Raw genomic sequence first — 18,950 nt, forward strand, 5'->3', positions numbered from 1 at the left:
GAGGGCCAGCGCATCACCCCGACCCGCGGCGTGGGCAGCGGCGACTACGTCCGCCGCGTGGGCGACGACGTGCAGCCGGGCGACGTCGCGGTGCGCGCGGGGGCCATCATCGGTCCGGCGCAGGTGGGCCTGCTCGCCTCCGTGGGGCGGGCCAAGGTGCTGGTCCACCCCAAGCCGCGCATGTCGGTGATCTCGGTCGGTGACGAACTGCTCGACGTCGACGGCAACCCCGGCACCGGCCAGGTCTACGACGTCAACTCCTACGCCCTCACCGCGGCGGGCCGCGACGCCGGGGCGGACGTCCACCGGGTGGGGATCGCCAGCACCGAACCGTCGCGGTTGCGCGAGGTCCTCGAGGGACAGCTCGTCCGCAGCGAGCTCGTGGTGGTCTCCGGCGCGGCCGGCGGTGAGGCCACCACGCGGATCCGCCAGGTCATGGAGGAGCTCGGACAGATCGAGGTCAACCGCGTGGCCATGCATCCCGGGTCGGTGCAGGGTTTCGGGCGGCTGGGCCGCGACGAGGTCCCCACCTTCCTGTTGCCGTCCAATCCGGTGAGCGCACTCGTCGTCTTCGAGATCATGGTCCGGCCACTGATCCGCATCGCGCTGGGCAAGCGCCAGCCGATGCGCCGGACGGTCCGCGCCCGCACCGTCGCCCCCATCTCCTCGGTGGAGGGCAGGCGCGGCTACCTGCGCGGTCAGCTCATGCGGGACACCGACACCGGCGAGTACCTGGTGCGGGCCCTCGGCGGCGCGCAGGGGTCGTCCACGCATCTGCTGGCGTCGCTCGCGGAGGCGAACTGCCTCGTGGTGATCGACCCCGACGTCACCGCGGTCCGGGCGGGCGACGAGGTGGACGTGATGTTCCTCGCCCAGCGCGGCTGAGACCATGTGGAACGTCCTCGCGTCCGACGCGGTGGCCCACCCCGGGTGGCCCCTCGAGGCCGGCCCGCTCCGCGTGCGCGGCGGGGTGGTCACACTCCGCCCGGTGCGGCGCCGCGACGGCCACGACTGGTCCGCGCTGAGACTCGGCGAGCGAGACCACCTCGAGCCGTGGGAACCGACCGTCGACGGCGAGTGGCGGGACAACAACACGGCCCGCGCATGGCCCGGCATCCACTCCCAGCTCAGGCGTCACGCCCGCGCCGGGGCCTCCCTGCCCGCCGCCATCGAGGTGGACGGCCGGTTCTGCGGACAGCTGACCGTGGGCGGGATCGTGCGCGGCGCGCTGCACTCGGGCTGGATCGGCTACTGGGTGGGACGACGCTTCGGCGGGGGCGGGGTGGCCACGGCGGCCCTCGCCCTGGGCATGGATCACGCGCTGGGGCCGGGTGCCCTGCACCGGATCGACGCGACGGTCCGGCCGGAGAACACGGCCAGCCGCGTGGTGTTGGAGCGGTGTGGTTTCCGCGAGGAGGGCCTGCTGCGGCGGTATCTCCACGTGGACGGGGAGTGGCGCGATCACCTACTGGTCGCACGCACCCGGGAGGAGCACGGCCGGGGCGCCGTGGCCGCCCTGGTGGCCTCGGGTTTCGCCCGGCGCGTCTGAGTATGTCCTGAGCATCGTGACCTGCGGCGCGTCGCCACGGGGCGGGGCCCGGACGCCGTTACGGTTGGGACCTCACCACGACGTCCCGTGTCGGGGTAGACGCTCGAGGAGGCCTGATCGATGTCGAGCTCACTGCTGATCATCCTGCTGGTGGTGGTCTGGCTGTTCGTCCTCGCGCCGATGCTCATCCGCTCGCGCAACCCCATCCGCCGCACCGGTGACGCCCTGGCCCAGACCCGCACCCTGTACTCCGGCGGCTCGGGCCGTCTGGTGCCCAGCCGTGGGCGCGCCTCCGGTGACCCGGTCCGGGTGGAGTCCGAGGAGACGCTCTTCGGTCTGCCCTCCGGGTCGGGCGCCACCGACGCCGAACTGCTCGACACCGACACGTGGGGTCATCTGCTGGAGCAGACCCTGCGCCGCGAGGCCGCCGGCAGGCGCGGTGAGGCCGTGCGGCGGGTCATGGAGGAGCGTCGGAACCCGGGGACCGGCCACCCGGGGTCCGGTGACGCCGCGTCCGGGGACGATACCTCCCCCGAGGAGGTCACCACGGAGATCCCCGCTGTCGTCGTGGCCGACAGGTCCGGGACCGCCGCGTCGGCCGGGGTCGGCGCCACCCACGTCGCCACGGATGGTGCTGCGGTCGTCGGTCAGGTGGACGAGACGCGTCGACCGAACGTCGTCGACGGCGAGTTGGTCGAGACCCCCGCGGGGGAGCGGACCTCCTCGCGCGCCGACCACGCCGAGGACGCGGCGGGGATCGATGCCGAGGCCGTGTTGGTCCACCGTGGCCGCCGGCGCCCGGCCGAGCCCGAGGTGGAGCTCACCGACGCGGACCTCGACTTCGCGGAACGCAGGCGTGGCCGCGGTGCGTACGATCCCATGGCCGATCGTCAGGCCGCCGAGCAGCGCGCCCACGCGCGGCAGCGGACCGCTCTGATTCTGGTGGCACTGGCGGTGGTGGCCGTGATCGCCGCGCTGGTGACCGTTCCCGCCGTCTGGTGGTTCGCCGGTGGCGCGGTTCTGCTCCTCGCCTCCTATATGACCTACCTGCGCCGCCAGGTCCGCCTCGAGGAGAGCCTGCGTCGTCGTCGCGTGGAGCGCATGCGTCGCGCGCGCCTCGGCGTGGAGTCCCGTGAGGACGACGAGCTCTCCGTGGTGCCGCCCCGGTTGCGCAGGCCCGGTGCGGTGGTGTTGGAGGTCGACGACGAGGACCCGGCCTTCGACATGCTGGACACCTTCGACCTCGAGCAGGAGACCGACCCCGGTCGCCAGCCCCACCGGCCGGATCACCGGACCGCGCACCGCGAGCCGCTACGGCGCGCGGTCGGCTGACCTCCGCTCGCACCTCTCGGCGTCCTCGTCGAGCAGGGGCTCGGAGTCAGGGTCTCGGCTTCCGGGGCTCGGTGGTCAGGGCCGTCTGCGGTACAGCACGACGCCGTCCTTGAGCGTGGCCCTCTGGACACCGTCGGGGCCGACCGCCTCGCGGGGGCGGATCTCCTCCAGGACGACCTCCCACGTCGCCGGGTCCAGGGCCAGCTCGGCCACGTCCTCGGCGGGCGTCGGCAGGACGGGGTGGGCGGCGCCGTGGCCAGGGTTCTGGCCGTGTCCTGCGTGACCCCCGCCACCCGGACGGTTCGCCCACGGCGGGATGTCCGCCTCCGACTCGAAGACGTGGGAGACCAGGAGCAGGTGACCGCCGGGCCGGACCCACTCGGCGGCGCGTCGGAGTATCCGCGTGCGGGACAGCTCGACGGGGGAGTGGAAGAAGCTGGCCGTGACGAGGTCGACGCGCTCGTCGGTGGTCCAGGTGGTCAGGTCGTGGGCGACCCAGTCGATCCGGTCGGCCACACCTCGGGCGGCCGCCGCCTCCGCTCCCCGGGAGACCGCCGTGGGGGACAGGTCCACCGCGGTGACGTCCCACCCCCGCTCCGCCAACCAGACCGCGTCGCCGCCCTCGCCGCAGCCCAGGTCGAGCGCGGATCCGACCGGGAGCGCGTCGACCACGGCTGCGGTCGTGGCGTTGACCGCCCCCGACCACCGGGGACCGTCGTCCGCGTACTCGCCCTCCCAGTGCTCGGCGGGAGTGCCGGTCGAGTCCGGCGCACCGCTCGAGACCGATGAGCCCGAGACGGGTGAGGCAGCGACCGCGCGGTCGAAGTCCTCGTTGACCAGCATCATGTTGACCATCCCGCCGGCCATCGACCCCGCGGCCATGGACACGGGCACGGTCGCGCCCGGATTGGCGACGTTGCCCGCCGCCCAGATGCGCGGATGGGTCGTCGCGCCGAACTGATCCACCGCCAGGGCCGTGCCCATCGGGGTGGTGGTCCGCTCCAGGTCGAGCCCGTCGAGGAACCGGTCGTGCGGCCGCGCCGTCGGTGCGGCGAAGATCGCGTCGAGTGCGATCTCCCGTCCGTCCCCCAGACGGACGCCGCTCAGTCGCCCGTTCTCGGTCAGGACCCGGTCGACGGGAGTCGCCTCGAGCCGCACGCCGCGGGCCCGCAGTCGGGTGGCCACGTCGGCATCGGGTGCACCGCTACCGGCGGTGAGGAACACCAGGTCGTCGGTCCACTGGCGCACGAGTTGCGCCTGATGCGCTGACATGGCCGTGGTGCCCAGCACCGCGATCCTGCGGCCGCGGACCTCCCAGCCGTGGCAGTAGGGGCAGTGGAGGACGCTCGTGCCCCAGAACTCCTGCAGGCCGGGGATGTCCGGCAGCTCGTCGGTCTGTCCGGACGCGACGACCAGGGCGCGTGCCGTCGCGGGCGCCGCGTCGGCGAACTCGACGGTCAGGCCGGCCCCGGCCACGTCGTTCCCCCCGATGTCGACCCCACTGTCGACCCCACTGTCGCGGACCACGGTCACGGACCCCGTCCGCACCGTGACGTCGTACTCGCGGAGCTCCTCGCGGCCCCGGCGGAGCAGCTCGAGCGGATCCATCCCCTCGTGGCCGAGGACGCCGTGCATGTGTGCGGCGAAGCGGTTGCGCGGTTCGCCGGCGTCGACGACGAGCACGCGGCGGCGCGCCCGGCCCAGCATCAGCGCCGCCGACAGCCCCGCGGCCCCGCCGCCGATCACGATGGCGTCCCAGTGTTCTTCGATGTCCTTGTTCGTGTGCATGACAACAGTTCACGCCTGGTATGCGTAAACTGCAAGGAGATTTGCACTATTGGCAAGGAGTTGCGTGTGACGGAGGAACTCAGGCAGGTCGGGACGCGATTGCGGGCGTACCGCCACAGCAAGGGGTGGACCCTGGACGAGTTGGCCGAGCGCGCGGACATGTCGGCCAGCACGCTCTCCCGTCTCGAATCGGGCAAACGACAGGCCAGCCTCGAGCTGCTCCTGCCGCTCACCCGCCAGTTGGGGATCAGCCTCGACGATCTGGTGGCCCCGACGACGGTCGACCCGAGGGTGCGGCGTCCCGTGGTCCACCGGGACGGGATGGTGATCGCGCCCCTGGCCCCCGAGGGATCATCGGTGGGCACCTACAAGATCACCTACCCGCCGGCGAGCACCGCGCCCGAACCCCGGGTCCACGACGGCTACGAGTGGTTCTACGTCCTGTCCGGGAAGTTGCGCCTGGTCCTGGGCGACCAGGAGTTGATCCTGACCCGGGGTGAGGCAGCGGAGTTCGACACCAAGATCCCGCACAGTCTGTCGGCCGCCGGGGCGCGGCCGGCGCAGGTGATCAGCATCTTCAACGACGACGGGGTGCGGATGCACACGCACACCGCGAGCTCCTGAGGCCTCCCGGCCTCCCGGTTTGGTCGGTCGCCCGGAGGTGCTGGTAAGGTATCTCTCGCTGCTCGAGAGGGCGGCACCGTCGCCCGCGAGGGTGCCGGGGGGCTATAGCGCAGTTGGTAGCGCGTCTCGTTCGCATCGAGAAGGTCAGGGGTTCGATTCCCCTTAGCTCCACGGAGAGATGTCCCGGACCATCGAGTCAGATGGCCCGGGACATCCGTCATTTGCTGGAGGAACGGCGACCGATGAACACCGATGTGGGCGGCAAGTGGCTGTTCCTCGCCGCGGCGATCGCCCTCGAGGTGGCGGGCTCGCTCTCACTGAAGGGGGCGCTCACCACGCCCGCGCTCTACGCGATGGTGGCCGTCGGGTACGTGGGCGCGTTCGCCTTCCTGGCCCTCACCCTGCGGGCGGGCGTGCCGCTCGGGGTGGCGTACGGCATCTGGGGGGCCTCCGGCGTCGCCCTGACGGCGGGCCTGTCGTCCCTGATCTACCACGAGCCGCTGACCCCGCTGATGATCGCGGGCATCGCGGTGATCATCGCCGGGGTGTTGTGCGTCGAACTGGGATCCCAGCGCGCCCGGTCACGCGCCGAGGGGGCCGGCTGATGGCCTGGGCCTACCTCGCCGTCGCGATCTCCTTCGAGCTCGCCGCGACGCTCTCGCTCCGGATGGCCGTCGACAACGCGCGGTGGTACGCCGCCGTCGTGCCCGGCTACCTGGTGGCCTTCGTCTTCCTCTCCCTGACGCTGGCCGAGGGGATGCCGCTGGGGGTCGCCTACGGGATCTGGACGGCCGCCGGCGTGGCCCTGGCCGCGGTCCTGAGCCGGCTGCTCTTCCGCGAACCCCTCACGCCGTTGATGGGTGCGGGGATCGTCCTGATCGCCGGCGGGGTGTTGCTCGTGGAGCTGGGCGCGGGCGTCTGAGGGCAGTGGCCCCGATCGTTAACACGGGGTTCACCACCACCACGATTCGCGCGGACGCGCCTGAGTAATGTTCTGCGTCATGGCGATACCCGCGCCCGAGGGCGACGACGAACCGGGGACCCCCTCGACGGTTCAGCGATACATCGACGAGACCCCCCGCTGGCGGGACGGCACCCCCGCGGTCGCCGGCGGCATGACGAGCATGCAGGGCAGGATCTGGTGGCTCGCCTCGGCGGGGAAGTTCTTCGAGGGGCTTATCGTGTTCCTCATCGGGGTGGCGCTGCCCCTGATCACCGCCTATTGGTCCCTCTCTGCCGTGGAGACCGGTCTCCTCACCGCGGCGCCTCTGGCCGGGATCATGGTCGGCGCCACCGCGCTCGGTGGGCTCTCGGACCGGTTCGGCCGCAGACAGATGTTCCTCATCGAGATGGTGCTGTTCACCGTGTTCCTGCTCGGCGCCACCGTGGCGCCCGGGTTCGCCGTGTTCCTGGTGTGCCTGTTCGGGATGGGCACCGCTCTGGGGTGCGACTACCCGACCGCGCACGCGATGATCTCCGAGACGCAGTCCACCGCCGGCCGCGGAAGACTGGTGCTGTCGGCGTTCGCGTTCCAGGCGGTCGGGGCCGTGGCGGGGACCCTGGTCGGTGTCGCGATCCTCAGCACCACCGACTCGCTCGACTCCTGGCGGCTGATGTTCGGCGTCGTCGTGGTGCCGGCGGCACTCGTCGCCGTCGGCCGGTTGTTCATCGTCCAGAGCCCGCACTGGCTCGCGAACGTCGGTCGCCACGCGGAGGCCGAGGTCGAACTCAGAAAGCTCCTCGACCGCACGCCGCAGTACCCCTCGGTCGTGACACTCTCGGCAGACCGGGGCGCGGACGAGGCGGAGACCAAGGACGTCCGCGCGCTGTTCGCGGCCCCGTGGCGTCGGTCGACCATCCTGGCATCGGTGCCGTGGTTCCTCCAGGATCTGAGCACCTACGGCATCGGCATCTTCACGCCGACGATCATCGCGACCACGCTCGGGAACGTCGCCAGTAGCGGGTCCTCGTCGTCGGCCATCATCCACAAGGATCTGCTCGGCGCCAAGGGGGCCGCCCTCATCGACGTCTTCCTCCTGGTGGGCATCCTGGTCGCCATCGTGTTGGTCAACCGGTGGGGTCGAATGCGGTTGCAGATGCTGGGGTTCCTCGGCTGCGCGACCGGGCTGGCGATCGCCGCGTCGTCCACCCTCGCCCACGGGTCGGTGCAGACGGTGCTCGTCTTTGCCGGTTTCATCCTGTTCCAGTTCATGACCAACCTCGGGCCCAATTCCATGACGTACGTGGTGGCGGGGGAGGTGTTCCCGACCGCACTGCGCGGGACGGGTGCCGGCATGGCGGCGTCCATCGCCAAGTCGGGCGCGGTGCTGACCTCGTTCCTGTTCCCGATCCTTCTGGTCGCCTGGGGAACCAGCGCAGTCCTGGCGATCCTGGTGGGGACATCCCTGCTCGGGGCTCTCATCACGTGGCTGTTCCGCATCGAGACCACCGGCAGGAGCGTCGAGGAGATCGACTCGATGTACGAGGAGCATCCGGAGCAGGCGGAGCCCGCCCAGCGCTGATACCGGTCAGTCCGCCTGTGGCACTGTGGGCGGTATGCCGTCTCCCCGGATCGCCATCACCTTCTGTACGCAGTGCAGGTGGATGCTCCGCGCCCAGTGGTACGCGGGCGAGCTTCTCCAGACTTTCGAGAGCGAGATCGCGCTCGTGCCTGCCACCGGCGGCACGTTCCGGATCGATGTCGGCGACGAGCAGGTCTGGAACCGCAAGAGGGATGGCGGATTCCCCGAGATCACCGAACTGAAGCGGGCTGTCAGAGATCTCGTCGCTCCGGGGAAGTCGCTCGGTCACGCCGACCGGGTCGAGCCCACCGACTAGCCACAGGGGTCGTCCCTGGCGGATCCGCAGGGCGCCCGTTCGCCGTGGACGCACCCGGAATCCACGCAATGTCCACATTGAGGTAAGCGAACTCTGATGTGCTGAGGTGCAGGCGGCGAGCGCCGCCCTCGACGACCCCAGGGAGAGCGACATGTCCGGAAGACTTCTCACCGTGTGCGGCGTGGCCGCCGTAACCCTCCTCGCGGGCGCCGGGACCGCGAACGCGCAGCTCGGCTCCGTCACCGGTTCGCTTCCGGGGTCGACCAGCGGGCCGGTCGGTTCCACGGCCACGGCGGTCTGCAACGCCGGTAGCGTGGCCAACCTCGCCGGGGCCGGACTGCCGACCAGCGCGGTCTGCTCGGTCGCACCGGCGCTGGGCAGGTCGATCGACCACCTGCTCGCCGGTGACACCAACGGTTCGGTCTCCGCGCTCGTCGGTGGCGTCCCGGGGGTGGGGAGTGCGCTGGAGAGGGTGGTACCCACGGACTCGGCGGCCGACCTGGTGGATCAGGCGCTCGCGGGGATCGACGCGACGTCGCTCACCCCCCAGGGCTGAGCGGGCCGGCGCGCGCTCGCAAGACGGGCACGGAGACAGGTGAGCGAATTGCACTCAGTGCAAAAGTGCTGGCCAAAGCACGTGATCACTGGATTGGAACGCGTTATAGTTCGCTCATGACCCTCGCACCAGGTAGCCCCGCGCCCGATGTCTTCAGCCCGGCGAAGATCGGAAACGTGACGTTGCGCAACCGCATCGTCAAGGCCGCGACGTTCGAGGGCCGCTGCCCCGAGGGCCGGGTCACCGACGAGCTCATCGAGTTCCACGCCGAGTACGCCCGCGGCGGCGTCGGCATGACGACGGTCGCCTACCTGGCCACCTCGCCCGAGGGTCGGACCGACCGGCACCAGTATCACTGGGGCATGGACGACGGCGGCATGCTGCGCAAGCTCACCGACACGGTGCACGCCGAGGGCGCGGCCGTCTCGGCGCAGGTCGGCCATGCGGGGGCGGTGGCCAATTCCGCCTCCAACAAGATGCCGGCGATGGGGCCGTCCCGCATCCCGGCCCCCACGGGAATGTCCCTGACCAGGGCCTGCACCGAGGCGGATATCGATCGGATCGTGGAGGACCACGTCCGAGCGGCCCGCGGGGCGGCGGAGGCCGGGTTCGACGCCATCGAGGTGCACTTCGGGCACAACTACCTGGTGAGCGAGTTCCTGAGCCCCAAGCTGAACAAGCGCAAGGACTCCTACGGCGGGTCCCTCGAGAACCGTGCTCGGTTCGCCCGCCGCATCGGCCGCGCCATCCGCGACGCGATGGGCGACCGGATCGCCGTGACCATCAAGCTCAACATGGACGACGGCGTGCCCGGCGGATTCTGGATCGACGAGGCCGTGCAGGTGGCCAGGTGGATCGAGGAGGACGGCTCGGCGGACGCCCTGGTGATGACCGTGGGCAGCTCCCTGCTCAACCCCATCTACCTGTTCAAGGGCGACGCGCCGCTGCACGAGTTCGCTGCCACCCAGCCGACGGTCATCAAGCTGGGCATGAAGGTCGTCGGACCCAGGATGTTCAAGGAGTACCCCTACACGGACGCCTACATGCTCGACGACGCCCGCCAGATCCGCGAGGCCGTGAGTATGCCCATGATGCTGCTCGGGGGGATCGTCGACCGACCGTCGATCGACAAGGCGATGAGCGCGGGATTCGAGTTCGTGGCCATGGGGCGCGGCCTCCTGCGTGAGCCGGACCTGCCCAACAAGCTGAGGGCCGATGATCGTCGTCGGTCCCTGTGCGTGCACTGCAACCGCTGCATGGCCACGATCTACAGCGGGAGCCGCTGCGTGTTGCGCGACCACGTTCCGCCCGTCCCGGCGCGCGGCTGACCCCGACCGGCGTCAGGCCACCTTCCTGACACCGGCGTCAGGCCACCTTCCTGGCACCGGCGGGCCGCTACGGTGGGACCCCAGGAGGCCCGCTCGAGCGACCCGGGCCGGAAGGGAAGCACATGTCGAGGCGACGGATCACCGACTACCGTGGCAAGACCTGCGTGGTCACCGGAGCGGCCAGCGGGATCGGCCGCGCCGTGGCGATCCGGCTGGCGGGCGAGGGCGCGCGGCTGGTGCTGACGGACCGCGACGCCGCCGGGTTGCAGACGGCGGCACAGGCCTGCCGGGACGCGGGTGGCGCGGTGCTGGGCTCCGAGACCGTGGACATCACCGAGCACGAGGCGGTGATGGGGTTCGGCGAGAGCACGATCGCCGCGCACGGCGCCCCGCACGCGATCTTCCACGTCGCGGGCAACTCGGCATGGGGGCGGCCCGACCTGCTCGAACACCGCGTCTGGCGGTCCATGGTCGAGGTCAACCTCATGGGCACCATCCACGTGATCGAGGCGTTCGTCCCGGCGATGATGGCGGCGAAGCGACCCGCCGCGCTCGTCATGGTCTCGTCCGCCGCCGGTCTGCTGGGTCTGCCGTGGCACGCCGCGTACAGCGCCGCCAAGTTCGGCATCCGTGGCATCGCCGAGGTGCTCCGCTTCGACCTGGCGCCGTACGGGATCGGCGTGCACCTGGTGTGTCCCGGCGGGGTGGACACCCCGTTGGTGGAGACCGTCGAGATCGCGGGCGTGGACCGTTCGAACCCGCAGGTCGCCAAGACCGTGGACCAGTTCAGACGCCATGCCGTCACCCCGGAGGTCGCGGCCGAGAAGACACTCGAGGGCGTGCGCAAGGGGCGCTACATCGTCTACACCTCGCCGGACATCCGACTGGGGTTCGCCGCCCAGAAGTTCGCTCCGCCGCTCTACACGCTCGCGATGCGACTCCTGAGCCGTCGCATCAACAAGGCCGGAGAGGGAATCCTCCCGTGAGGGGGATGGAGACCCTCAACGACGCCGCCATCCTGCTGGCCCGGCTCGGGCTCGGGGCGGTGTTCGTGGCCCACGGGTGGCAGAAGTTCTTCACGCTGGGGTTGAGCCGGGTGGGTGAGCAGTTCGCCGGGTACGGGATCCCGCAGCCGGAGGTGACCGCCGCGGTCGTCGCCGGGGTCGAGTTGATCGCGGGGATCGCCCTCATCGCGGGCATCCTCACGCCGCTGGCCGGGATCCTGCTGGCGGTGGACATGGCGGGAGCCCTGTATTTCGTCCATGCCACCAACGGGCCCTTCGTCACCCAGAACGGCTGGGAGCTCGTGGTGGCACTCGGGGTGGGCGTGTTGCTCATCGCGGCGGTCGGGGCGGGCCGGTTCAGCATCGACAGGGCGCTGGGCGGGTAGGGCCGGCGTCGCTCGCGGTGGGCGGCACGGCGGCGCGAGGCGAGGCTAACGCCAGGACGGCAGCCAGAGCTGCTGGTTCCATTCCGTCGAGGTGATGGGCATCCCCGACAGGATGGGCAGCATGTAGAGGAAGTTGGCCACCACGAGCGCCAGATAGAGGCACACGATCGCCCGGCCGATCGTCTTGCGCCGTGGCGAGTCGGTGGACCTGCCGGCGATCTCGCCCAGCACCAGCGCGACCATCATCACGAAGAACGGCACCATCACCGAGGCGTAGAAGAAGTACATCTGGCGGTCGTGCTGGAAGAACCACGGCAGATAGCCGGCCATGTAGCCGACGAGCGGGAACGCGTACCGGCCGTCGCGGCAGATGACGGCCCGCCAGAACGCCCAGCCGAGCACCGGGATCGCGAGCCACCAGATCGCGGGCGTGCCGAGGAGCATGATGGCGCGGACGCAGGAGTCCTGACCGCAGCCGGTCACGTCCTCGCCCTGCTCGACGTAATAGAGCATCGGCCGCAGGCTCATCGGCCAGGTCCACGGCTTGGACTCCCACGGGTGTCGGTTGCCCGCCGAGGTGGTGAGCGAGGAGTGGAAGTCGAGCACGGACGACTGGTAGTACAGCCACGACTGGAGTGGGTCGGGCAGCCAGTTGTCGTCGACCTTTGACCCCACCGCGTGCCGGTACACCGAGTTCTCGCCGGCGAACCACGGGAGCCAGGTGAACATGTGGATCAGGGCGGGCCAGATGACCAGGGTGACGAAGGCCGGGACGGCATCCCGGAGCAGCGTGCCCGCCAGCGGTCGCCGCACCCCGTAGCGACTGCGCAACGCCCAGTCCCAGGCCACCGTCATGAGGCCGAAGAACGCGATGAAGTACAGGCCCGACCACTTGACGCCCAGGGCCAGCCCGAGCATGACGCCGGCGGTGAACCGCCACCAGCGGAAGCCCAGTCGCGGTCCGAAGTCCGACAGGTGGAGCCGGCCGGCGAGCGCGGCGCGGTGCATCCGGCCGCGCATCTGGTCGCGGTCGACGAGCAGGGCACCGGCGGCGGCCGTGACGAACAGGACCTGGTAGATGTCGAGCATGCCGATGCGGGAGGTCACGAAGGTGACCCCGTCCAGACACAGCAGCAGGCCCGCGACCAGGCCGAGTTGCGTGGATCGGGTCAGCCGCCTGGTGATCCGCATGACCATGAGCACCACGAGCACGCCGCAGATCGCGGCGGTGAACCGCCAGCCCAGTGGGGTGTAGCCGAAGAGCAGTCCGCCCAGCGACTCGATCTGCTTGGCGACGGGCGGGTGGACCACCAGTCCGTAGGCCGGGTTCTCCTCGATCCCCAGCTGCGCGATGCTGAACGACTGCGGCGCGTAGTGCTTCTCGTCGAAGACCGGGGTGCCCTCGTCCGTGGCGGAGGTCAGGCCCCAGAAGCGCGAGAGGAAGGCCAGGACCAGGATGACGCCGGTGGCGATCCAGTCGCGGGGGGTGTCGACCGGCCCGGTGTCCAGATCCGGGAGCGGGCGGCCCGGGGATCGCACGCCTGGGGTCGAGGTCACACCGCGAGCATAATGGTGGCCTTCCCGGCACCGGGGACACGGGCAGGGCAGGACGCGGGCGAGACGCGGGCGAGACTCCGGCGGGACGCGGGCGCGGACATCGGCGACCGGGGACGGGGGCGACCGGGGATAGGGTGGAGCGCATGACGTCCGGACGTGTCGTGTTGGCGGCCACCCCCATAGGGAATCCGGGCGACGCCTCCTCCCGGCTGAAGGACCTGCTCGCCACCGCCGACGTCGTGGCCGCCGAGGACACCCGGCGTCTGCGCGGGCTCGCCACGGCGCTCGGGGTGACGATCCCCGGCCGGGTCATGAGCTTCTACGAGCACAACGAGACGGGCCGCGTCCCCCAGCTGATGGACCGGGTCCGCGCCGGTGACGTGGTGGCCGTGGTGACCGACGCCGGGATGCCCGCGGTGTCGGACCCGGGGTACTCACTGGTCACCGCGTGTATCGAGGCCGGGCTCCCGGTGACCTGCCTTCCCGGCCCGTCGGCCGTCACCACGGCACTGGTGCTCAGCGGCCTGCCCGTGGACCGGTTCTGTTTCGACGGCTTCCCCCCGCGCCGCGCGGGTCGTCGCCGGACCTGGCTGGCCCGGCTGGCCGCGGAGGAGCGCACGTGCGTGTTCTTCGAGTCGCCCCACCGCCTCGGGGACACTATCGCCGAGGCGGCGGAGGTGCTGGGCGCAGGTCGGCGCGCGGCGGTGTGCCGTGAGCTCACCAAGACGTACGAGGAGGTCCTGCGGGGCACGCTCAGCGAGCTGGCCGAGCGGACCGCCGACGGGGTGCGCGGGGAGATCGTGGTGGTGATCGAGGGGGCGGACGCCGCGGACTCGACCGCCACGACCGAGGACCTGGTCGAGATCGTGGAGGAGCGGGTCGAGGCGGGAGAGCGGCTCAAGGACGCCTGCGCGGCCGTCGCCGAGGGCTCGTCACTGACCAAGCGGGAGCTCTACCAGGCGGTCGTCGACTCGCGGGGCTGACCATCACGTCGCGCCCGGCCACCCCCTCGCGCCCGACCACCACGTCGCGCCCGGCCGACTACCAGGGCGCCGGTCCGCCGCCCCAGGTGAACGCGGCCTTGTGTACGCACTCATCCCATTCGGCGTCGGGGTCCGAGTCGATGGTGATGCCGCCGCCCACGCCCAACTCGACGCGCCCGTCGGGGGTGGCCTCGAGGGTGCGGATGGCCACCGCGAGCTCGAGGTCCCGGCCCAGGGCGAGGCCGTACGCCCCGCAGTGCAGGCCCCGCGACCGCGGTTCCCACCCGGCGATCAGCTCGCGGGCCCGTGCCTTCGGCGTCCCCGTCACCGAGGCCGGGGGGAAGGTGGCCTCCACCAGCGCCGCGTTGTCCGCGGTCGTGCGGGCGGTGACGGTGGAGACCAGGTGGTGCACGCCGGGCGCCGGGCGGATGGCGAGCAGGTCGGTCACGGTCACCGACCCGACGTCGGCCACGCGCCCGAGGTCGTTGCGGACCAGGTCCACGATCATGATGTTCTCCGCGATGTCCTTCGCGGACCCCAGCAAGAGCGCCGGGTCCAGGTCCGCCGCCAGCGTGCCCTTGATGGGGCTGGACCGCACCTGAGCGCCGCGGCGCACCAGGTACTCCTCGGGCGAGAACCCGAGGACGGCGCCCCAGGGTCCCTCGAGGTACGCCGAGCGTGCGGCGGGGGAGTGGCCGGCGATCGCGAGGAAGGTCTCGAGCGGGTCCGCGCGGAGCCTGCCGTGCAGTCGCGTGCTCAGACAGGCCTGGTAGACCTCGCCCGCGCGGATCGCCTCGAGACAGTCCGTCACGGCCGAGCGGTGCGCCCCGCGGTCCGGCGCGGCCCAGTCCGGGAAGTGGTCGGCAGGGTTGTCGTCGTCCTGGCGGCCGTCACGTCGGGCGGCACCGTGGTCGCGGACCACCTGCGCCGGGTCGGGGGCGTCGCCGTGGCGTGTCCACCGGCCGTCGGCGTCGAGGGTGAGCCACCCGGAGGCCTCGCCGCGCACCGCGGCCGGGAGCGGTGGGGCTGCGCCGGGCACGGTGTCGGGAAAGGACCGATAGACGACGACGAGGTGGTCGCTCTCCTCGAACGCCGACTCCTGCGACACGGGCCGGAGGTCGACCGACGGGACCACCACGGCGCGGCGATCCCGCCAGTCGCCGAGGAACGCGGCAGGGGGCGCCAGGCCGTGTGACCGCGCCCGTTCCCGCAGCGCACGGAGCAGCTCCGGGACGGGTATCAGACGCTCGCGCACCCGTTCATGCTTACACGCACCTGTGCTGGTGAAGAACTTATTATCTTGCACAGCGCCGAAGTTGTTGACAAGGTTTCAGGAATGTCCACCTCTAGAGAACAGAAGAGTGACCCCGGGAACACGCCACCTTCCGCGCCGACGGCACGGCCTCGCGCGGACTTCGCGGTGATCGTCCCCGCCGCCGTGATCGCCCTGATCGTGGTGGTGTGGGGCTTGTTCTACACGGTCTCGTTCGAGAGCGCCGCGGGTCGGGCGTTCGACGTGGTGGTCCACACGGTGGGCTGGTTGTTCATCGTGGTGGCCACCACGGTCGTGGCCTACACCGTCTATCTGGCGTTCTCCCGCTTCGGCGGGATCCGGCTGGGAGGCGACCACGAGAAGCCTGAGTACTCCACCCGGTCCTGGATCGCCATGATGTTCGCCGCGGGCATGGGCATCGGTCTGATGTTCTACGGCGTGTCCGAGCCGCTCACCCACTTCCAGACCCCGCCGCCGGGTCAGGAGCAGCAGTACGACGTGGCCATGGCCACCACCGCCTTCCACTGGACCCTGCATCCGTGGTCCATGTACGCCATCGTCGGCCTGGCCCTCGCGCTGGCGGCCTACCGCTTCAAGCGCGGCCACCTGATCTCGCAGGCGTTCGTCCCGCTGATCGGCGAGAAGCGGGCCAACGGGTGGATGGGCAAGGTGCTCGACATCGCGACGGTCGTGGCCACGATCTTCGGTACCGCCGCCTCGCTCGGCCTCGGCGCGCTGCAGATCCGGGCCGGGCTGAACGAGACCGGTGCGGTCAGCGGCGGCGGCATCGCGCTCGTCGTGGGCGTCATCGTGGTCCTGGGACTGGTGTTCCTCGCCTCGGCGGCCTCCGGGATCGGCAACGGCATCCGGATCCTGTCCAACATCAACCTGGTGCTGGCGGTCTCGCTCGCGCTGTTCGTCGCGATCTTCTCCGGCGCGCTGTTCTTCATGCTCGACCTGGTCCCCACCACCATCGGTGCGTACTTCTCCGACTTCTTCGAGATGGCCTCCCGCACCGCGGTGAGCGAGAACGGCGAGGCGGCCGAGTGGCTGTCCGGCTGGACGGTCTTCTACTGGGCCTGGTGGATCTCCTGGTCGCCCTTCGTCGGGATGTTCCTCGCCCGGATCAGCCGGGGCCGCACGGTCCGCGAGTTCATCATCGGCGTGGTCCTCATCCCCAGCACGCTGTCGGTGCTGTGGTTCTCGATCTTCGGCGGGTTCGCCCTGTATCTCGAGGACGCCGGTCGGAGCATCTTCGGCGACGGTTCGCTCGAGCCACAGCTGTTCAACTTGCTCCGCGAACTGCCGCTGGCGCCGGTGCTCATGGTGGTCGCCATGGTGCTCATCGCCGTCTTCTTCATCACCTCGGCCGACTCCGCGTCGATCGTCATGGGCGGCATGGCCCAGCACGGGGTCGAGGAGCCGTCACGGTGGATCGTCATGCTCATGGGTACCTTCACCGCGGCGGTCGCGATCATCATGCTCCTCGCAGGCGACGGCGGCGGGAACGCGCTGTCCAGCCTGCAGAATATGACCATCATCGCGGCGTCGCCGTTCGTCCTGGTGCTGATCGCCCTGTGCGTGTCGATCCACAAGTCGCTCTCGCACGATCCGGCGGCCGAGAACGCCTGACGCGGGCCGGGTGCACTCCCGGCACGGCGGCCGCGGACGCGACCACTACTCTGGACGCATGGCGAAGACAGTCCTGACCGCGGTCGCATGGCCGTACGCGAACGGCCCCCGGCACATCGGACACGTCTCCGGGTTCGGGGTGCCGTCGGACGTCTTCTCCCGGTACCAGCGGATGGCCGGCAACGACGTGCTGATGGTCTCGGGCACCGACGAGCACGGCACCCCGCTGCTCGTGCAGGCCGAGAAGGAGGGGGTGTCGGTCCAGTCGCTCGCCGACCGGTACAACCGGGTGATCGTCGACGACCTGGCCGGACTGGGGCTGAGCTACGACCTGTTCACCCGCACCACCACCCGGAACCACTACTCGGTGGTCCAGGAGCTCTTCCGGGGCCTGCACCGCAACGGGTACATGGTGGCCAAGACAACCACCGGGGCGGTGAGCCCGTCGACGGGCCGAACCCTGCCGGACCGGTACATCGAGGGCACCTGCCCGATCTGCGGTGACGACGGCGCCCGGGGCGACCAGTGCGACAACTGCGGCAACCAGCTGGACCCGGCGGACCTGAAGAACCCGGTCTCCAAGATCAACGGTGAGACCCCGAAGTTCATCGAGACCGAGCACTGGTTCCTGGACCTGCCCGCCCTCGCGGACTCGCTGGGGGACTGGCTCAAGGGTCGGAAGGACTGGCGGCCCAACGTCCTGAAGTTCTCGCTCAACCTGCTCGAGGACCTGCGTCCGCGTGCAATGAGCCGGGACATCGACTGGGGGATCCCGATCCCGGTCGAGGGCTGGCAGGACCGGGGCGACAAGAAGCTCTACGTGTGGTTCGACGCCGTGGTGGGTTACCTGTCCGCCTCGATCGAGTGGGCGTGGCGCTCGGGTGAGCCCGAGGCGTGGCGTCGCTGGTGGACCGACCCCGAGGCCGTCTCCCACTACTTCATGGGCAAGGACAACATCACGTTCCACTCGCAGATCTGGCCGGCCGAGCTCATCGGCTACGACGGCCGGGGTGCGCACGGTGGCGAGCCGGGCGCGCTCGGTGCGCTCGGCCTGCCCACCGAGGTGGTCTCGTCGGAGTTCCTCACCATGTCCGGGTCCAAGTTCTCCTCCTCGCGGGGCGTGGTGATCTACGTCCGCGACTTCCTGGCGGAGTTCGGCCCCGACTCGCTGCGGTACTTCATCTCGGTGGCCGGCCCGGAGAACCAGGACACCGACTTCACCTGGGACGAGTTCGTGCGACGCACCAACGCCGAGCTGGTGGGCGGCTGGGGCAACCTGGTCAACCGCACGGTGTCGATGGCGCACAAGAACTTCGGCGAGATCCCGCGCCCCGGCACCCTGACCGACCTCGACGCCGAACTCCTGCGTGACGCGGAGTCCGCGTTCGCCACGGTCGGCGGCCACCTCGAGCGCTCCCGCTTCAAGGCCGGTGCCACCGAGGCGATGCGGATCGTCGGCGCCGCGAACCGCTACATCGCCGCGACCGAGCCGTGGAAGCTGGCCAAGGAGCCGGACCAGCGCGAGCGCCTGGGCACCGTGCTGCACACCGCCCTGCAGGTGGTCTCCGACGCCAACACCCTGCTCACCCCGTACCTGCCGTCGGCCGCGCAGCAGATCCACGGCGCGATCGGCGGGCAGGGCGTGTGGGCCGCGTCGCCGCAGGTCCACGAGGTGATCGACGACATGCCGGTGGACCTGGTCGGGACGGGCCTGCCCGAGGCCGGGCGCAGCTACCCGGTGATCATGGGCGACTACGCCTCCGAGCAGGCCCGGTGGGCGCGCACCGAGCTCACCCCCGGGACCCCGCTGGCCAAGCCCAGCCCGCTGTTCGCCAAGGTCGACCCGGAACTCGCCGAGACCGGACCCGCCTGGGCGCCCATCCAGCCGGCGACGGCCCCACCGGCCACGCCCCCACCGGCCACGGGGCAGCACGCCCCTGACCAGACGGCGGAGTGACCGGCGCCGATGGGTAAACGCAGGCCCCGCCCGACCCCCGTCCTCCCCGAGCCGCTGCCCGGCCTGGTCGACGCGCACACCCACCTGTACTCCTGCGGCCACCGCACGGCTGACGAGGTACGCGCTGCCGCCGACCGGGCGGC

Annotated in this window: 18 protein-coding genes, 1 tRNA gene and 1 pseudogene; 17 read left to right on the plus strand and 3 right to left on the minus strand. The window is 70.9% G+C overall.

Going from position 1 to position 18,950, the window contains the following annotated elements; translation table 11 throughout:
- The 3 genes from glp to glpR all read left to right on the plus strand — a co-directional run.
- On the plus strand, positions 1-885 hold an 885-nt coding region (gene glp / locus G6031_RS11025), incomplete at its 5' end, for a gephyrin-like molybdotransferase Glp (RefSeq protein WP_182653277.1).
- A 4-nt stretch (positions 886-889) separates the two neighbouring features.
- Positions 890-1,549: a GNAT family protein gene (locus tag G6031_RS11030; RefSeq protein WP_182653278.1), complete on the plus strand. Its 660-nt coding sequence runs from the start codon at positions 890-892 to the stop codon at positions 1,547-1,549.
- Positions 1,550-1,669: 120 nt separating this feature from the next.
- Positions 1,670-2,881, plus strand: a complete 1,212-nt coding sequence (gene glpR, locus G6031_RS11035; RefSeq protein ID WP_182653279.1) for a gephyrin-like molybdotransferase receptor GlpR — start codon at positions 1,670-1,672, stop codon at positions 2,879-2,881.
- A 75-nt stretch (positions 2,882-2,956) separates the two neighbouring features.
- On the opposite strand, the gene G6031_RS11040 is transcribed toward glpR, so the two are convergent.
- Positions 2,957-4,669, minus strand: a complete 1,713-nt coding sequence (locus G6031_RS11040) for a bifunctional NAD(P)/FAD-dependent oxidoreductase/class I SAM-dependent methyltransferase (RefSeq protein WP_182653280.1) — start codon at positions 4,667-4,669, stop codon at positions 2,957-2,959.
- Between the two features lie 66 nt (positions 4,670-4,735).
- Here G6031_RS11040 and G6031_RS11045 point away from each other — a divergent pair, with 66 nt between their 5' ends.
- From G6031_RS11045 to G6031_RS11090, 10 genes are all read left to right on the plus strand, one after another.
- Positions 4,736-5,293 (plus strand): cupin domain-containing protein, encoded by a 558-nt coding sequence (locus G6031_RS11045; protein ID WP_182653281.1) that lies wholly within the window; start codon positions 4,736-4,738, stop codon positions 5,291-5,293.
- Positions 5,294-5,391: 98 nt separating this feature from the next.
- Positions 5,392-5,464, plus strand: a tRNA-Ala gene (locus G6031_RS11050).
- A gap of 71 nt (positions 5,465-5,535) precedes the next feature.
- Complete coding sequence (locus G6031_RS11055) at positions 5,536-5,898, plus strand: SMR family transporter (protein WP_182610614.1); 363 nt, start codon at positions 5,536-5,538, stop codon at positions 5,896-5,898.
- On the plus strand, positions 5,898-6,215 hold the full coding sequence (locus G6031_RS11060) for an SMR family transporter (RefSeq protein WP_179525828.1): 318 nt from the start codon (positions 5,898-5,900) through the stop codon (positions 6,213-6,215). The genes G6031_RS11055 and G6031_RS11060 overlap by 1 nt, the downstream gene beginning before the upstream one ends.
- A gap of 79 nt (positions 6,216-6,294) precedes the next feature.
- Entirely contained in the window at positions 6,295-7,815 is a 1,521-nt protein-coding gene (locus tag G6031_RS11065; RefSeq protein ID WP_182653282.1) for an MFS transporter, read from the plus strand.
- A 34-nt stretch (positions 7,816-7,849) separates the two neighbouring features.
- Entirely contained in the window at positions 7,850-8,131 is a 282-nt protein-coding gene (locus G6031_RS11070; protein WP_182653283.1) for a SelT/SelW/SelH family protein, read from the plus strand.
- Between the two features lie 151 nt (positions 8,132-8,282).
- A complete protein-coding gene (locus G6031_RS11075) occupies positions 8,283-8,687 on the plus strand; it encodes a hypothetical protein (RefSeq protein WP_182653284.1) in 405 nt (134 codons plus the stop codon).
- Between the two features lie 116 nt (positions 8,688-8,803).
- Entirely contained in the window at positions 8,804-10,015 is a 1,212-nt protein-coding gene (locus G6031_RS11080) for an NADH:flavin oxidoreductase (RefSeq protein ID WP_182615349.1), read from the plus strand.
- Between the two features lie 122 nt (positions 10,016-10,137).
- Positions 10,138-11,001, plus strand: a complete 864-nt coding sequence (locus G6031_RS11085; protein ID WP_179525823.1) for an SDR family oxidoreductase — start codon at positions 10,138-10,140, stop codon at positions 10,999-11,001.
- A gap of 5 nt (positions 11,002-11,006) precedes the next feature.
- Positions 11,007-11,405, plus strand: a complete 399-nt coding sequence (locus tag G6031_RS11090) for a DoxX family protein (protein WP_179525822.1) — start codon at positions 11,007-11,009, stop codon at positions 11,403-11,405.
- 45 nt (positions 11,406-11,450) lie between these two features.
- Here G6031_RS11090 and G6031_RS11095 read toward each other — a convergent pair whose 3' ends face one another.
- Positions 11,451-12,962, minus strand: coding sequence for a phospholipid carrier-dependent glycosyltransferase (locus G6031_RS11095; RefSeq protein WP_182653285.1), 1,512 nt, complete (start codon positions 12,960-12,962; stop codon positions 11,451-11,453).
- Between the two features lie 143 nt (positions 12,963-13,105).
- Here G6031_RS11095 and rsmI point away from each other — a divergent pair, with 143 nt between their 5' ends.
- Positions 13,106-13,945, plus strand: a complete 840-nt coding sequence (gene rsmI, locus G6031_RS11100) for a 16S rRNA (cytidine(1402)-2'-O)-methyltransferase (RefSeq protein WP_182653286.1) — start codon at positions 13,106-13,108, stop codon at positions 13,943-13,945.
- 58 nt (positions 13,946-14,003) lie between these two features.
- Here rsmI and G6031_RS11105 read toward each other — a convergent pair whose 3' ends face one another.
- Positions 14,004-15,200: an aminodeoxychorismate synthase component I gene (locus tag G6031_RS11105; RefSeq protein ID WP_182653287.1), complete on the minus strand. Its 1,197-nt coding sequence runs from the start codon at positions 15,198-15,200 to the stop codon at positions 14,004-14,006.
- An 81-nt stretch (positions 15,201-15,281) separates the two neighbouring features.
- Between G6031_RS11105 and G6031_RS11110 the strand changes: the two genes are divergently transcribed.
- From G6031_RS11110 to G6031_RS18920, 3 genes and pseudogenes are all read left to right on the plus strand, one after another.
- Positions 15,282-16,850 carry a BCCT family transporter gene (locus tag G6031_RS11110; RefSeq protein WP_182653288.1) on the plus strand — a complete coding sequence of 523 codons (1,569 nt, stop codon included), beginning with the start codon at positions 15,282-15,284 and terminating at the stop codon, positions 16,848-16,850.
- Between the two features lie 58 nt (positions 16,851-16,908).
- A complete protein-coding gene (gene metG / locus G6031_RS11115; protein ID WP_241737307.1) occupies positions 16,909-18,807 on the plus strand; it encodes a methionine--tRNA ligase in 1,899 nt (632 codons plus the stop codon).
- A gap of 9 nt (positions 18,808-18,816) precedes the next feature.
- Positions 18,817-18,950 (plus strand): annotated as a pseudogene (locus tag G6031_RS18920) (DNAase); the annotation flags it as partial.

It is taken from the genome of Dietzia sp. CQ4, assembly GCF_014145125.1.
GTDB classification, from domain to species: Bacteria; Actinomycetota; Actinomycetes; order Mycobacteriales; family Mycobacteriaceae; genus Dietzia; species Dietzia natronolimnaea.